At 61.6% G+C, this 14,416-nt stretch carries 14 protein-coding genes; 6 read left to right on the top strand and 8 right to left on the bottom strand.

Features of this window, described 5'->3' with window-relative positions:
* Positions 1 to 28: 28 nt before the first annotated feature.
* Positions 29 to 955 (bottom strand): cation diffusion facilitator family transporter, encoded by a 927-nt coding sequence (locus tag ACYVM5_RS04800; RefSeq protein ID WP_460617000.1) that lies wholly within the window; start codon positions 953 to 955, stop codon positions 29 to 31.
* A gap of 221 nt (positions 956 to 1,176) precedes the next feature.
* Here ACYVM5_RS04800 and ACYVM5_RS04795 point away from each other — a divergent pair, with 221 nt between their 5' ends.
* Positions 1,177 to 3,924: an RCC1 domain-containing protein gene (locus ACYVM5_RS04795; RefSeq protein WP_460616999.1), complete on the top strand. Its 2,748-nt coding sequence runs from the start codon at positions 1,177 to 1,179 to the stop codon at positions 3,922 to 3,924.
* A gap of 135 nt (positions 3,925 to 4,059) precedes the next feature.
* Positions 4,060 to 5,460: an APC family permease gene (locus ACYVM5_RS04790; protein ID WP_460616998.1), complete on the top strand. Its 1,401-nt coding sequence runs from the start codon at positions 4,060 to 4,062 to the stop codon at positions 5,458 to 5,460.
* A gap of 172 nt (positions 5,461 to 5,632) precedes the next feature.
* Here the strand turns inward: ACYVM5_RS04790 and ACYVM5_RS04785 are convergent, their stop codons facing one another.
* From ACYVM5_RS04785 to ACYVM5_RS04755, 7 genes are all read right to left on the bottom strand, one after another.
* Positions 5,633 to 6,328 carry a DUF92 domain-containing protein gene (locus ACYVM5_RS04785; RefSeq protein ID WP_460616997.1) on the bottom strand — a complete coding sequence of 232 codons (696 nt, stop codon included), beginning with the start codon at positions 6,326 to 6,328 and terminating at the stop codon, positions 5,633 to 5,635.
* Between the two features lie 23 nt (positions 6,329 to 6,351).
* The gene (locus tag ACYVM5_RS04780) at positions 6,352 to 6,858 is read right to left on the bottom strand and encodes a GNAT family N-acetyltransferase (RefSeq protein WP_460616996.1); all 507 of its coding nucleotides are present in this window, start codon (positions 6,856 to 6,858) and stop codon (positions 6,352 to 6,354) included.
* Positions 6,859 to 6,874: 16 nt separating this feature from the next.
* On the bottom strand, positions 6,875 to 7,861 hold the full coding sequence (hemB, locus tag ACYVM5_RS04775; RefSeq protein WP_460616995.1) for a porphobilinogen synthase: 987 nt from the start codon (positions 7,859 to 7,861) through the stop codon (positions 6,875 to 6,877).
* 96 nt (positions 7,862 to 7,957) lie between these two features.
* Entirely contained in the window at positions 7,958 to 8,182 is a 225-nt protein-coding gene (locus tag ACYVM5_RS04770) for a hypothetical protein (protein WP_460616994.1), read from the bottom strand.
* A 384-nt stretch (positions 8,183 to 8,566) separates the two neighbouring features.
* Entirely contained in the window at positions 8,567 to 9,706 is a 1,140-nt protein-coding gene (locus ACYVM5_RS04765; RefSeq protein WP_460616993.1) for an NAD(P)/FAD-dependent oxidoreductase, read from the bottom strand.
* A gap of 112 nt (positions 9,707 to 9,818) precedes the next feature.
* Complete coding sequence (rocD, locus tag ACYVM5_RS04760) at positions 9,819 to 11,072, bottom strand: PLP-dependent aminotransferase family protein (RefSeq protein WP_460616992.1); 1,254 nt, start codon at positions 11,070 to 11,072, stop codon at positions 9,819 to 9,821.
* 62 nt (positions 11,073 to 11,134) lie between these two features.
* Positions 11,135 to 11,647, bottom strand: a complete 513-nt coding sequence (locus ACYVM5_RS04755; RefSeq protein ID WP_460616991.1) for a hypothetical protein — start codon at positions 11,645 to 11,647, stop codon at positions 11,135 to 11,137.
* 80 nt (positions 11,648 to 11,727) lie between these two features.
* Here ACYVM5_RS04755 and ACYVM5_RS04750 point away from each other — a divergent pair, with 80 nt between their 5' ends.
* From ACYVM5_RS04750 to rpmG, 4 genes are all read left to right on the top strand, one after another.
* Positions 11,728 to 11,910, top strand: coding sequence for a DUF5522 domain-containing protein (locus tag ACYVM5_RS04750; RefSeq protein ID WP_460616990.1), 183 nt, complete (start codon positions 11,728 to 11,730; stop codon positions 11,908 to 11,910).
* Positions 11,911 to 11,996: 86 nt separating this feature from the next.
* Positions 11,997 to 12,236, top strand: coding sequence for a 50S ribosomal protein L28 (rpmB, locus tag ACYVM5_RS04745; protein ID WP_044003635.1), 240 nt, complete (start codon positions 11,997 to 11,999; stop codon positions 12,234 to 12,236).
* Positions 12,237 to 12,409: 173 nt separating this feature from the next.
* On the top strand, positions 12,410 to 14,110 hold the full coding sequence (locus ACYVM5_RS04740; protein ID WP_460616989.1) for an aminopeptidase P N-terminal domain-containing protein: 1,701 nt from the start codon (positions 12,410 to 12,412) through the stop codon (positions 14,108 to 14,110).
* Between the two features lie 116 nt (positions 14,111 to 14,226).
* Complete coding sequence (rpmG, locus tag ACYVM5_RS04735; protein WP_035567317.1) at positions 14,227 to 14,409, top strand: 50S ribosomal protein L33; 183 nt, start codon at positions 14,227 to 14,229, stop codon at positions 14,407 to 14,409.
* The last annotated feature ends 7 nt before the right edge of the window (positions 14,410 to 14,416 follow it).

Raw genomic sequence — 14,416 nt, 5'->3', positions numbered from 1 at the left:
TAGTAAAGCCCAAAGAAAAGCCGGACGGTTACGCCGCGCGACTCGACAGCGACTTGGCTTCGATAAAAATGCGTTTCATCTCCGGGTATTTCGCCCGAATAACGTCCTGCAGGCTGTCAATAGCCTGTTCAATTTCCTCGGACGTGAGGTGGTGGTCAAATTCCACATCGAGGGCCAGAATCACATCGGCCGGGCCGAGGTAGGAGGTGAGGGGCGGGCCCACCTGGTCGATGTTGGGCTGGGCACGCACCAGGGCCTCGATGGCGTCCACCGTTTCATCATCTACGCCGGTGCCCACCAGCAGGCGCTTGGTTTTGTAGATGAGAAACAGCGCCACGCACACCAGCAGCAGGCCGATGGCAATGGAGGCAGCGCCGTCGAGGTAGGGGTTGTTGAGCAGATGGCCCAGGTACACGCCGGCCAGCGCAATCACCAGGCCCAGCAGCGCGGCCAAATCCTCGAGCAGAATGGCGAACACCGACGGGTCCTTGCTGCGGCGCAGGGAGTCCCAGAAGCCAGCGTCGCCGCGGTCGGCGTTGAAAGCCTTGAACGCCAGGAAGCAGGAAATGCCCTCGAAGACCAGCGAGAGACCCAGCACCCAGTAGTTCCAGGTGGGGTCGGTGATAGGGGCGGGGGTTTTGAGGTGCTCGATGCCCTCGTAGAGCGACATGCCGCCGCCCACCGAAAACACCAGAATGGCTACAATCAGGGCCCAGAAATACAGCTCCTTGCTGCGGCCAAAGGGGTGGCGCTTGTCGGCGGGCTTCTCGGCCTGGCGCACGCCATAAAGAATCAGTCCGCCGTTGCCGCTGTCCACCAGCGAGTGAATGCCTTCGGAAAGCATAGCCGACGAGCCGGTGAAATACGCGGCCACAAACTTGCTGGCGGCAATGGCGACGTTGGCCGCGATGGCCCCGTAAATGGCCAGCTTGGAAGAAGAACCCGGTGAACTCATGGCCCGGCTTACGCGGCGGGCGGGGCCGGGGTTGGTGGGCCTGCCCCAAAGCCATAAGCCGCACAATTGGGGCCGGAACTCTTCTGCATGACGGGATAAGGAAAAGAGTCGCCTTTATTATTCAGCATAAGATTACCTGCAATTAAGTATTGCAGCCCACTGGGGCGAACGTAATTTTGTGTTAGCTAGAATCATAGTGTATTACCTTTTCTTTTTAAAATATGCCCCTTCTTTACCGTGTACTGGCCTTGTTATTGTTGGCCTTGAGCATGCCCATGAGCACGCAAGCCCAGAAAATAACTGCCGGGCGGGAAACAACATTGAGCATTCGCTCCAATCGTACTCTTTGGGGCAGCGGCAACAATGGCAGTGGCCAGCTAGGCGATGGGAGTAATATCCAGCGCCCGACCTCTGTGCAAGTGGGCAGCGAAAGCAACTGGGCTAGTGTCAGCGGTGGCCAGTCGCATACAGCGGCGTTGCGAACCGATGGCACCCTCTGGACTTGGGGGGGCAATAGCTTTGGCCAGCTGGGCGATGGCAGTACTACCCCGCGTAACGCTCCTTCGCAGGTAGGTACCGCTACCACCTGGGTTAAGGTTAGCGCCGGCGGGTACCATACGCTCGCTGTTCGTTCCGACGGCACCCTCTGGGCGTGGGGTGATAATCAGTTTGGCCAATTGGGCGACGGCACCACTACTCAGCGCACTAGCCCTGTTCAAGTAGGTACGGCTACCAATTGGAAAAGTATCAGCGCCGGGTATCGTCATTCAGTAGCTGTATGCACCGACGGTACCCTCTGGGCGTGGGGCTTCAACAGTTCTGGCCAGTTAGGCGACGGGGGGTACACACAACGCACCAGCCCCGTTCAGGTAGGCACGGCCACCAACTGGGCCAGTGTGAGCGGAGGAGTAGAAAATACCGCAGCGGTGCGCCTCGACGGAACCCTGTGGACTTGGGGGAATAATCAGAACGGCCAGTTGGGAAATGGCAGTTTCACCGCTAACCCGGCCCCGACTCAGGTAGGGACTGCTACAAATTGGGTCGCCGTTAGCTTAACATATTATCACGTAGCGGCCGTTCGAGCCGATGGCACGCTCTGGACCTGGGGCCGCAACACTTACGGTGGGTTAGGCGATGGCAGCCGGAGCAACAGGAACAATCCTATGCAGGTAGGAGTCGCCACTACCTGGGTGGCTGTCGCAACCGGAGAATCCCACACCGTTGCTGCGCAAACCGACGGTACCCTCTGGACCTGGGGGTACAATGGCATGGGCCAGCTAGGAAACGTACTTGTCGCCACTAATACCGTAAGTGCACCCTTGCGAGTAGGCCCGGCCACTACCTGGGCTAGTGCCGGAGCCGGTGGCGACCATACCGTGGCTCGTCAGACCGACGGGACGCTGTGGACCTGGGGTAATAACGACAATAGCCAGTTGGGCGATGGTACCACTGCGCAGCGCTCTGTGCCGTCCCAAGTCGGGACGGTAAGCAGTTGGGCGCAAGTAGACGCTGGCAACTCCTTTTCAGCTGGTCGCCTCACCAACGGTACCCTCTGGGCCTGGGGCTATAACTGGACCGGGCAAGTAGGCGACGGCAGCACAACCCAGCGCAGCAGCCCCGTACAAGTAGGTTCGTTTACCGATTGGGCCACCTACAACACGGGTCCTTCTCATCAATTGGCACTGCGCACAAATGGTACGTTGTGGGCCTGGGGGTACAACAGCAACGGGCAACTAGGCGATGGCAGTACCACTGCGCGCACCAGCCCCGTTCAGATAGGCACGGCCACCAACTGGGCCAGCGTCAGTGCGAGTCCCAGCCATTCAGCGGCTGTCCGCACCGACGGCACCCTCTGGGCCTGGGGGTACAACTGGGCCGGGCAAGTAGGCGACGGCAGCACGACCCAGCGCACCGCACCCACTCAGGTTGGCACAGGTACCAACTGGGCAAGCGTCAGCACTGGAAACTCTTATACAATGGCCATTCGTACAGACGGAACCCTATGGGCTTGGGGATATAACAACAATGGGCAGTTAGGCGATGGCAGCACCACGCAGCGCTTGTCACCTACCCAGATAGGCACTGGCACCAACTGGGTCAGCGTCAGTACAGGCAATTCCCATACAATGGCCATTCGGGCCGATGGTACATTGTGGGCTTGGGGATATAACGGCAGTGCCCAACTGGGTGATGGTAGCACCACGCAGCGTACCAGCCCCGTTCAGATAGGCACGGCCACCAACTGGGCCAGCGTCAGTGCTGGCAGCAATCACACAGCGGCCGTCCGCACCGACGGCTCCCTCTGGGCCTGGGGTAATAATACATACGGCCAACTGGGCCAGGCAAATTCTATTGCCGAACCCATGGTGATGGGGACCAATACGGCTCCGTTGCCCGTCAGCCTTTCGCAGTTTGGGGCACGCCTTATTGAGCATGGAGCCGTGCGTGTAAGCTGGGCCACTGCAAGTGAGCAGCACAACGCCGGCTTCTGGGTGGAGCGGGGGCTCGGGGCTGGGAATGAATTTGCGGCCATCGGCTTTGTTACCGGAAGCAGCAATACCAGCAGTTTGCAAACCTATAGCTACCTCGACAATCAAGTGCCGGCTGGTGCTGCCATGGCTTACTACCGCCTGCGGCAACAAGACCTGGACGGTACAGTGCATTACTCACCGGTAGCAGCCGTTTCTTTAGCAGGAAAGCAGGAAGCAAATTCGGCAATTCTAGCTTCTCCTGTGCCTTTACGTGGCAATGCGCTTACACTGCATTTTGTCGTGGCTACGCCCGTTTCTGAAGCCCCGCTCACGCTTACCGATGCTAATGGCCGCGAGGTGCTGAGACGCTCCATAAGCGCCCCTGCTGGCACGGTTGTGCTCGAAGTTCCAGGGCTGGTAGACCTGCCTGCGGGCTTTTACATCTTGCACCTGGTACTCGACGGTCATCCCTGCCAAGTGAAGGTGATGAAAGAATAGCTATTCAAAGGCCATGTGCCAATGCCCCCGCAGCCTCGTGCTACGGGGGCATTTTATTGCTGGCAATGTCCTTCGCCCCTGACGGTGGCGTTGTCAGGCAGTAGCAACTGCCATTGCGGCGCTACTTTCGCTCCCATGTCCGCACCCACTTTGCAGCGCCGCCTCGGCCTGGTTCAAGCTACCGCCCTCAATATGATTGACATGGTGGGCATTGGCCCCTTTGTCACCCTGCCACTCGTCATGGGCTTTATGGGGCCGAATTTCCTGCTGGCCTGGCTGGTGGGCGCGGCCCTGGCCTCTGTCGACGGCCTCATCTGGAGCGAGCTGGGCGCGGCCTACCCCGAAGCCGGCGGCAGCTACCGCTTCCTCAAGCTGGCCTACGGCGAGCAGAAGTGGGGGCGCTACATGTCGTTTCTCTACGTCTGGCAGACGCTCATTCAGTCGCCACTGGTGCTGGCCTCCGGGGCCATCGGCTTTGCCCAATACTTCGGCTACCTCGTGCCCATGACTGAGTGGTGGCAGCCCAAAGCCGTAGCCGGCACGGTGGTTTTGCTGCTGATTGTGCTGCTCTACCGCCGCATCGAGGACATTGGCAAGCTGGGCGTGGCCCTGTGGGTGGGCGTGCTGAGCCTGATGGGCTGGCTGATTTTCGGCGGGGTCACGCACCCCAACCACCACGTCGATATTTTCCCGGCGGGCGGCTTTTCGGCCTTACCGGGCCTGCTGATTTCGGCCGCCATGGGCCAGGCGGCCGTCAAAACCATCTATTCCTACCTCGGCTACTACAATGTGTGCCACCTCGGGGCCGAAATCAAAGGACCGGAGAAGGTGATTCCGCGCAGCATTTTCCTGAGCATTTTGGGCATCGCGGCGCTGTATCTGCTCCTGAACTGGAGCGTGGGCACGGTCATCGGCTGGCAGGAGGTGCAGGGCTGGCAGGCCAGCGCCGGCGACAAATCGCAGTTCATCATCAGCGTGTTTATGGAGCGGCTGTACGGGCCCACGGCTGCCACCGTAGCCACGGCCATGGTGCTGCTGGTGGCGTTTGCGTCGTTGTTTGCGGTATTGCTGGGCTACTCGCGCATTCCCTACGCGGCGGCGGCCGATGGCGAGTTTCTGCCCGTGTTCGGCAAGCTGCACCCAACCAAGCAGTTTCCCTACGTGTCGCTGCTGCTGCTGGGCGGCGTGGGCTTCGTGTTCAGCTTATTGTTCCGGCTGGGGGAAGTCATTTCGGCCATTCTGGCCATGCGGATTCTGGTGCAGTTCGTGGGCCAGGCCGTGGGGCTGATGCTGCTCCGCAAGCGGCGCGGCACCAGCGCGCTGCCGTTCAAGATGCCGCTCTACCCGTTGCCCGTCATCGTGGCCATCGTTGTGTGGCTGTTCGTGTTCGTGGGCATCGCCCCGGCCGAGGTAACGTGGGGTGGCGTGCATTTCAAGCTCTATTTCCAGCTGGCCGCGCTGGGCATGATGGCGCTGGGCACTGGCGCGTTTCTTCTCTGGAGCCGGAGTTTGAAGCGGTGGCCGTTTGCGCGGTAGGCAATCAACCCAGGAAGCTGATTGCAAAATCAGCTAATGTAGAGACGCATACTTGCGTCTCGTCGTTGAACGGAAATGCTAGGTCCCTTTGTCGGTTGTTCACCGCCAAGACGCAAGTATGCGTCTCTACGCCGTTTTGGCGACTTCCTAAACAGCTTACTAACGCTCGGAATTAGCCCAGCCAATGCCCCAGCCCGCCCGCCACCAGCGCGCCGGTCAGGGTGTTGATAAAATTAACCGCATTGTTGCTCAGCACACCGCGCCGCTCCAGCGTAGCGCCCAGCACCGAGTCCATCAAATTACCGGCCGTGCCTGCCACCAGCAGCCACCCCAAAGCCGCCCCCCAACCAAAGCCCAAGCAGTAAGCCACTGCCAGCGCCGCCGTGCCGGCCAGCCCCAGCGCCGTGCCCTCCAGGCTCACCACGCCGTTTAGGCCGCGTGCATCGGGTCGTAGCGTGAGGATGTTGTAGTAGCGCCGGCCATACACGTTGCCCAATTCTGAGGACAGCGTATCGGCCGTGGCAGCAGCGAAGCTGCCGGCCAGCATGAGCTGGGCCAGCGGCGCAGCGGTCGGGTATTGCCAGGCGAGCAAGCCCAGCAGGCCGGCCACGCCGGCATTGGCCACCACTTGGCCGGCGGTGCGGCGGCCTTTATTCTCCTCGGCCAGTCCCAGGCGGCGCTTATCGGCCACGCGCCAGCTGGAGGCGGCCGTGCCCAGCCCAAAAAACAGGGCCAGCAGCGCCAGCCCCGTAAAGCCACTGCCCAGGTAAATCAACAGCCCCAGCGCCCCGCCGGTTGCGGCGGCAGCCGTGGTCAGCTTGCCCGCGCGCACGCTGTAAAACATGCCCAGCCCGAGCAAACCGAGCACCAAACCGAGCCGGAATAAATCCATTACCCCAGCCGCTTCTCGTAGCAGAAGAACCGCAGCCCCGGCCGAAACGCCAGCGTAATCTCGCCCGCATACCGGTAACCCAGCTTCGGAAACAGCCGCTGCGTGGCCGCGTTTTCGGAGTTGGTATCCACGCGCAACACCTGCAAGCCCTGAGCCACTGCCTGTCGCTCGGCCTCGGCCATCAGGGCCAGCGCCACGCCTTTGCCCTGGGTGGCAGGGTCCACGGCCAGGCGGTGCGTGACGAGGGCGGGCTCAGTCACGTCCCAGTCGGCCTGGGCGTATTCAGCGTCCTGGTCCTGGGTGAGGGCGGCCACGCCGGCCACCGCGCCATCCAACTCGGCCACCCAGAGGTGGTTTTGCGCGATGTCCGCCGTGAACACGGCCTCGTTCGGGTAGTCATCAGTCCATTGGAAATTGCCGCTGGCCTGCATCAGCGGCACCACGCGCCGCACCAAATCCAGAATGGCAGGAACATCGGCCAGGGTAGCGCGGCGGGTCGTGAGCATGTTTGAAATCAATTGATTAGCCCCGGTGCAGCACGGCGGCCGCTTCCTTAGCGAAGTAGGTCAGAATGGCATCGGCCCCGGCGCGCTTGATGCTGGTGAGCACCTCCATCATCGTGCGCTCGCCATCAACCCATCCGTTTTGGGCGGCGGCCTTTATCATGGCGTACTCGCCGCTCACGTTGTAGGCCGTTACGGGCAGGTTGGTGTGGTTTTTTACTTCCCGAATGATGTCGAGGTAGCTCAGGGCGGGCTTTATCATCACCATATCCGCGCCCTCGGCTTCGTCCAGCGCCAGCTCGCGCAGGGCTTCGAGGCGGTTGGCGGGGTTCATCTGGTAGCTTTTTTTGTCGCCTTTCTTGGGAGCCGACGACAGCGCATCGCGGAACGGGCCATAAAAGGCCGACGCGTACTTGGCCGTGTAGCTCATGATGCTGACGTGCGAAAAACCGTTCTCGTCCAGCACCCGCCGAATCCAGGCCACGCGGCCGTCCATCATGTCGCTAGGGCCGATGATGTCGGCCCCGGCGCGGGCCTGGGCCAGCGCCATTTGGCCCAGCACTTCGAGGCTGGGGTCGTTGAGGATTTCACCCGAATCGGGGTCCACCACGCCGTCGTGGCCGTCGGAGCTGTAGGGGTCCATGGCCACATCGGTCATGATGACGACCTCCGGAAACTGGCGCTTGATATCGGCCACGGCTTTCAGGTAGAGGCCGTCGAGGTTGGTGCTTTCGCGGGCCATGGGGTCCTTCAGCACTTCGTTGATGTTGGGAAAGGGCGCGAAGGCTTTCACGCCCAACTCCACGCACTGCCCGATTTCGTCAATCACGCGGTCGGCCGTGAAACGGAAAATGCCGGGCATCGACTTGATTTCCTCGGTCTGGTTCTGGCCTTCGGTGATGAAGACGGGGTAGATGAAATCGTGGGCGGTGAGGCGGGTTTCCTGTACCATGTCACGAATGACGGCGGACTTGCGGTTGCGGCGGGGGCGGTGGGTTGGAAGCATTTATTGATAGGCCCAAACAATGAGCTTGGGCGTGTAAAGATGAAAAGAGACGATGCTTAAAAAGCAAAACGAGCCCGCAAAGTTCGGCCCGAAACCTTACCGCTGCCCAAACGGGTCGATGTATGCTACCAGCACCGCCAGCGCTGCCGCGCCCGCCAGAATCCCCCACACCAGCCCGCCGCCGCTCAGCAGCAGGCCCAGCAGGGCAATGGGCAGCACCACCAGCCCCAGCACCCCCAGCACCGTGGTGCCGAGGCCGACCTCAGCCGTAGCATGGTGCCGGGCCAGTAGCGGCCGACGGTGCATAGCAGCGGGGCGCATAATGGGTAGGGGAGCAATAGACATATTTTCAGTTGATGCCACTACCGGCCCGGGCTGTGGCACCGTGCGGCGCTGCTTCCGGGTTACAGGTGAAGAAATCGCCGATTGAGCGACTGGTTTGGCAGAGGCCATATTCATTGATACCGCCGCCGACTCTTGTGCCGCGGCCGGTGTGTTAGCCGCTTTCACCTCCCGCGCCCGCCCCGGCATCGGCTGAAACGAGAAGCTGGGCCGGCTGCTCTGACAGCCGCTGGCCAAACCGCCAACAACGACCAGCAAAGCCAGCAAACGGGAGTGAAACAAGCGAGGGCGCGTAGCAAAAAGCATAGAAGAAAGCCAGAAGTAAGGTCTGCGCAGGGCTGTACGAATATTGGCCGGTTTCCGCTACCCGGCGGCCAGTTTTTGCGCCGCCTGCCAGCCGATGCCCGCGCCCAGGGCCACGCCCATGCCGTTGCAGCGCACGGCGGCCAGCACCCCTGGCCGCACCCAATCAATAATGGGAGCCAGCGCCGGCCCAAACCCCATCACCCCGCTCCAGCGGTAGTCAATGCGGGGCCGCCGGCCGGGCACAATCACCTCGTGCAGCAGGTTTTCGAGGTAGTGCTGCACGGTGGGCGTGAGGCCGGGGGCGGTGGTTTCTTCGGCCACGAAATTAAGGTTGCGCCCACCGCCGAGCAATACCCGGTGGTCGGCCAGCTGGCGGAAATAAGCGTAGCCGTGGTCGTAATGGAACGTGCCGGGCAGCTGCACGTCGGGCAGCGGTTCGGTCACCAGCACCTGGCCGCGGCCGGGCGTCACGGCCAGTTCCGGCAGCAGCTCGGTGGCGAAGGCATTGGTGGCCAGCAGCACCTGGCCGGCCGCCACGGTCGCGCCGTTGGCCAGGTGCAGGTGGTGGCCGGCGGTGCTGCTTTCCACGCTTTCCACGGCACAGTCGGTGAGCACGGGCACATCAGCAGCCCAGGCGCGGGCCAGCAGGGCGCGCATCATGCGGCCGGCATCGAGGCTGCCTTCGTGCTCGTTTTTGAGCAGCGTACCTACGCCGCCAAAACCGAATTGCCCGGCCTCTGCACTGGCATCACTGAAGGTGCGGGCATGGCCAGTCACCGGGGCCAGCAGCGCGTTGAAATAATCGATTTTGTCCCGGCACTCGGCCGCTAACGCTGCTTCTTCGTAACGAAAAAGCTCGTAGCCGCCCACTGGCCGGTAGTTCAGCGCGGCATCGCCCAGCAGCTCACGCAGCCGCGCCAGCCCGGCCCAGCGAGCGGCCACCACTGCCTGCAAGTCGCCACGCTTTTCCTGCTCAACCAACTCCGAAATAGACCCAAAACACGCGAATCCGGCATTTTTGGTCGAAGCGCCGCTGGGCAGCGGGCCGCGCTCCAGCACCACCACGCGCCAGTCGGGCCGCTGCTGCTTGAGGTAAATAGCAGCGGTGAGCCCCACCAGCCCCGCGCCAATGATGGCTGCATCGGCCGGCCCGAAAAAGGACTGATGCTCCCAATAGGACAGGTTGGCCGTTGGCATGAGGCAAGGGAAAGGCTTGTCATCCTGAGCGCAGCGAAGGACCTTATCACGATTAAACGACTTATTCGGGCGTGATAAGGTCCTTCGCTGCACTCAGGATGACAGATTGCGCTTAAAATGCCAGAATCACCTCCTCAATCACATCACAAGCCGCGTGCAACTGCGCCTCCGTAATCACCAGCGGCGGGGCGAAACGGATGATGTCGCCGTGCGTGGGCTTGGCCAGCACGCCGCGCTCCATCAGCGTCACGCACACGTCCCAGGCGGTGCGGCCGTCCTCGGCAGGAATAATCACCACCGCATTCAGCAGGCCTTTTCCCCGCACCAGGTCCACTGTTTCCGGCCGTTGGGCCTGCACCTGGCGCATCCGCTCGCGGAAGATTTCGCCCAGCGCAAACGCCTTTTCGGCCAGCTTTTCCTCGGTCAGCACGTCCAGCGCGGCGCGCATCACGGCGCAGGCCAGCGGGTTGCCGCCAAACGTGGAGCCGTGCTGTCCGGGCTGAATCGTGAGCATGATAATGTCATTGGCCAGCACCGCCGATACCGGCATCACCCCGCCGCTCAGGGCCTTGCCCAGAATGAGAATATCGGGGTCGACGCCCTCGTAGTCGCAGGCCAGCATGCGGCCCGTGCGGCCCAGCCCGGTCTGAATCTCATCGGCGATAAACAGCACGTTGTGCGCCTGGCAAATGGCCGCCGCCTGCTTCAAATACCCTTCCGAAGGCACCATTACGCCCGCCTCGCCCTGAATGGGCTCCACCAGAAACGCGCAAACGTGCGGCTCTTTCACCGCCTCTTCCAGCGCCGCCAAATCATCATACGGCACCACTTGGTAGCCCGGCATATACGGCCCGAAACCGCCCGTGCTGTCGCCATCGGTGCTGAAGGAAATGATGCCCGTGGTGCGCCCGTGAAAGTTGTGCTCGGCCACGATGATGCGGGCCATATTGGGCGCGATGCCCTTCTCCTGGTAGCCCCACTTGCGGGCCAGCTTCAGGGCGGTTTCCACGGCCTCGGCCCCGGAGTTCATCAGCAGCGCCTTGTCGTAGCCAAATAGCTCGCACAGCTGCTTTTCGGCCGCGCCCAGCTGGTCATTAAAAAATGCCCGCGACGTAAGCGTGAGCTGCTGCGCCTGCTTCGTGAGTGCACCGATAATCCGCGGGTGGCAATGCCCTTGGTTAACAGCTGAATAAGCCGAAAGAAAATCGAAATATTGTTTGCCGTCCACGTCCCACAGGAGCGGGCCTTCGCCCCGGCTTAGCACTACGGGCAGCGGGTGGTAGTTGTGGGCACCGTACTGGTCTTCGAGCTGCATGAGCTCGGCGGCGCGGCTGGACGTGGCGGTGGGGGAAGCGGTGGCGGACATGGCAAGGGTGGGAATTGGTGAGGCCCGAAATTACGGATTTTCGCCCCGCCCGCCGCGCGGCCTTAGCGCAGCCGCATGCCTTCTACCTGGTGCGCGGTGTCGGTGTAGCGGCCCACGTAGTTGCCTTCTTCGCGGCCGCTGGCCCGCAGCAGCGTCCAGTCCACCACGGCAGTTTCGGGGAAAGTTACCGGCGTGGGCTCGGCCGGCGTGGCCGATGCGGCGGTGGTTTCGGGCAGCAGCAGCGCCTGCACCGTGTTGCCGTGCCAGCCCAGCACTCGCGCCGAGGCTTGTCGGAAGCTGGTATCCGTGGCAATCACCCGCACCGACAGCAAAAACTGGTCGCCGATGGGCAGGCCGGCCAGGAATTTTTTCTTGGCCTGGGGCAGCGTGCGCAACGCCTCGCGCACCGGGTCGGCCAGGGCGGTTTCGTCGCGGGCCAGGGCCGGGCGCACCCCGGCCGGAGCCGTGGCCGCCGTCAGCACCACCGGTACGGGGGCCTGCGCAACGGTAGGCAAAGCAAACAGCGCCGTAGCCCCCACCAAGAGCGATAACGTGAAACCAGTAGGCGTTTTCATAGAATGAATAGCAAATTTCAGTAGCACAAGGTACAACACGCCAGCCATTGAACGCCGCCGGCTCTAACTTTGATTCACCGATGCCCGCTCCCGTTCCTCAGCCGCTCCAGCCCGGCGATTTTTATTACACGCCCGAAGGCTACCTCGTCTTCACTGAGCAGTACCACCGCCGCCGGGGCAGCTGCTGCCAGAGCGGCTGCCGCCACTGTCCCTGGAAATTTCGGCCCAAACCAGGCGCTCAGGGCGCATCCGGCGGGAAATAAGGGCGGGGTGTTTGGTGAATGCCAGACTTTTGCCGATATTTGCGGCCCGTTTCCCTGCTTTGTAAATAATTTAACCCTCCGATATCATGGCCCGTGTTTGTGATTTGACCGGCAAGCGTACCCGCGTTGGTAACAACGTTTCGCACGCTAACAACAAGACTAAGCGCAAGTTCTACCCGAACCTGCAGAAAAAGCGCTTCTACATCCCCGAGCAGGATGCTTGGGTGACCCTGAAAGTTGCTACGTCCACCATCCGCACCATCAACAAGAACGGCATCATGTCGGTCCTGAAGAAGGCCAAGGAGCAGGGCTTCATCGTTTACTAGATTAAAGTGATGTTGCGGCGAAACGTTGGCTGAAAAAGTCGGCTCTTCGCTTCAAATTTTCAAAGCCAGCGCCGATACGGTTGTCTTTCCAGGCAACCGTATCGGCGCTGGCTTTGTCTGTTGGCGGCTACCTTGTCTGGTAGTCTGATTGTTCCCGCCAAATCCTGCTGCTTATGTCGCTCCGGTTATCCTCCCGCTTCCTGTCGCCTTGGCCGTGGCCCCAAGCATCTTCAGTCATTTTTGCCGGTTTGCTGGGGCTGCTAAGCTTCGCCGCTGCCGCTCAGGCCCCAGTTTCTATCCCCGAGCCGCTGAACAGCAACCCCGCCCCGGCGCGGCCCACCGATTTCCTCTCGCCCGCCTTCCACAAGCAGCGGCGCGAGCTGCTGCGGGCCCAAATGCCGCCCAACAGCGTGGCCGTACTTTTCGCCGCGCCCGTCCGCAACCGGGCCAACGACGTGGACTACATCTACCACCAAACCCCCGATTTTCACTATCTCACCGGCTACGAAGAGCCCGATGCCGTGCTGCTGCTCTTCAAAGAGCCGCGCACCGTAGGCGGCCAGCCTGGCGTGACCGAGGCCATCTTCACGCAGCCCCGCGACCCGCGCCGCGAATCCTGGACCGGCCGCCGCTTGGGCGCGATGGGCACCAAGAACCAGCTCTTGCTTCAGTTTGCGGCTGACAACAAAGATTTCGAGGCCGCTGGTATTAAGTGGAATGATTTCGATAAGGTGCTGTTCAATGGCCTGCCCACCGATGCCCGCGACGATGCCGAAAATCCCGCCGACCTTTTCAGCCTGGTTAACACTTTTCGCCAGCAGGCCGGCCTGGTCAACAATTACAATCCCACGGTTTCAGACGCCGAAAACCTGACCCGTCGCTACGGGCTGCGCAATGGCAAAGAAGCCGCCAGCTACCTCGGCGAAGCCGTGAAGAAGAACCCGGCCCTGGCAACCTCGCCTCTGCTAAAAGATTTCCTGGCTGCCACCACCGATGCCGCCCGCAAAGCTGCCATCGAAGCGCACCCACCCGGCCGCCTCGATGATGCCACGCTGGGCGAGAAGCTCGGCGACCTGCGCGCCATCAAAACCCCTGAGGAACTGGCTTTGCTGCGCCGCGCCATTCGCATCAGCGCCCAAGGCCAGCGCGAAGTAATGAAGCTGCTACGCCCCGACATGGGCGAAATGGAAGTGCAGGGCCTGCACGAGTACGTGTACCGCCGCTACGGCGCCGAATTCCAGGGTTACCCCAGCATTGTGGGTGGCGGGGCCAACGGCTGCATCCTCCACTACGAAACCAACGACCGCCAGCGCCTCGACAACGACCTCGTGCTCATGGACTGCGGGGCCGAATACCACGGCTACTCCGCCGACGTCACGCGCACCGCGCCGCCCTCCGGCACCTTCAGCCCCGCCCAGCGCCAGATTTACGAGCTGGTGCTGGCCGCCCAGGAAGCCGGCTTCGCCGCCTGCCGCCCGGGTGCCAATTTCGATGCCCCCAACAAGGCCACTCAGGAGGTAGTAGCTGCGGGCCTCGTCAGGCTCGGCATCATCAAAAAGAAGGAGGAATTCCGCAGATACTACCCCCACGGCGCCAGCCACTACCTCGGCCTCGACGTGCACGACAGTGGCAGCTACGGCCCGCTGATGCCCGGCAACGTCATCACCGTCGAGCCCGGCATCTATATCCCCGCCGGCTCGCCCTGCGACCCTAAGTGGTGGAATATTGGTGTGCGCATCGAGGATGACGCCCTCATTACCGCCACTGGCTACGAGAATCTCTCGGCCGAAGCCCCGCGCACGGTGGCCGATATTGAGAAGCTGATGGCCGAACCCAGCGCGCTGGAAGGCTTCAAGTTGCCGGAATTGAAGTGACCAGGAGCATGAGCTAGCAATTATGCTCCATTCGTTTATGCGACAGGTACTTTGCATTTTCCAAAATTCCCCGTACCTTTGCAGTCCTAAATTTTAAAACACACACCCCCGTCGAGATGGCCAAGAAAGGAAACCGGGTGCAGGTTATCATGGAATGCACCGAGCATAAAACCTCGGGGATGCCGGGCACCTCGCGCTACATCACCACCAAGAACCGCAAAAACACCCCTGAGCGCATCGAGTTGAAGAAATTCAACCCCATCCTCAAGAAAATGACCGTTCACAAGGAAATTAAATAACCTGAAC

The sequence above is a fragment of the Hymenobacter ruber genome (assembly GCF_054783255.1).
This window is presented reverse-complemented; position numbering and strand designations above follow the sequence as displayed.

Coding starts and splice junctions, on each gene's coding strand:
- ACYVM5_RS04800 (WP_460617000.1), bottom strand. CDS start 955: ATGAGTTCACCGGGTTCTTCTTCCAAGCTGGCCATTTACGGGGCCATC.
- ACYVM5_RS04795 (WP_460616999.1), top strand. CDS start 1,177: ATGCCCCTTCTTTACCGTGTACTGGCCTTGTTATTGTTGGCCTTGAGC.
- ACYVM5_RS04790 (WP_460616998.1), top strand. CDS start 4,060: ATGTCCGCACCCACTTTGCAGCGCCGCCTCGGCCTGGTTCAAGCTACC.
- ACYVM5_RS04780 (WP_460616996.1), bottom strand. CDS start 6,858: ATGCTCACGACCCGCCGCGCTACCCTGGCCGATGTTCCTGCCATTCTG.
- hemB (WP_460616995.1), bottom strand. CDS start 7,861: ATGCTTCCAACCCACCGCCCCCGCCGCAACCGCAAGTCCGCCGTCATT.
- ACYVM5_RS04770 (WP_460616994.1), bottom strand. CDS start 8,182: ATGCGCCCCGCTGCTATGCACCGTCGGCCGCTACTGGCCCGGCACCAT.
- ACYVM5_RS04765 (WP_460616993.1), bottom strand. CDS start 9,706: ATGCCAACGGCCAACCTGTCCTATTGGGAGCATCAGTCCTTTTTCGGG.
- rocD (WP_460616992.1), bottom strand. CDS start 11,072: ATGTCCGCCACCGCTTCCCCCACCGCCACGTCCAGCCGCGCCGCCGAG.
- ACYVM5_RS04755 (WP_460616991.1), bottom strand. CDS start 11,647: ATGAAAACGCCTACTGGTTTCACGTTATCGCTCTTGGTGGGGGCTACG.
- ACYVM5_RS04750 (WP_460616990.1), top strand. CDS start 11,728: ATGCCCGCTCCCGTTCCTCAGCCGCTCCAGCCCGGCGATTTTTATTAC.
- rpmB (WP_044003635.1), top strand. CDS start 11,997: ATGGCCCGTGTTTGTGATTTGACCGGCAAGCGTACCCGCGTTGGTAAC.
- ACYVM5_RS04740 (WP_460616989.1), top strand. CDS start 12,410: ATGTCGCTCCGGTTATCCTCCCGCTTCCTGTCGCCTTGGCCGTGGCCC.
- rpmG (WP_035567317.1), top strand. CDS start 14,227: ATGGCCAAGAAAGGAAACCGGGTGCAGGTTATCATGGAATGCACCGAG.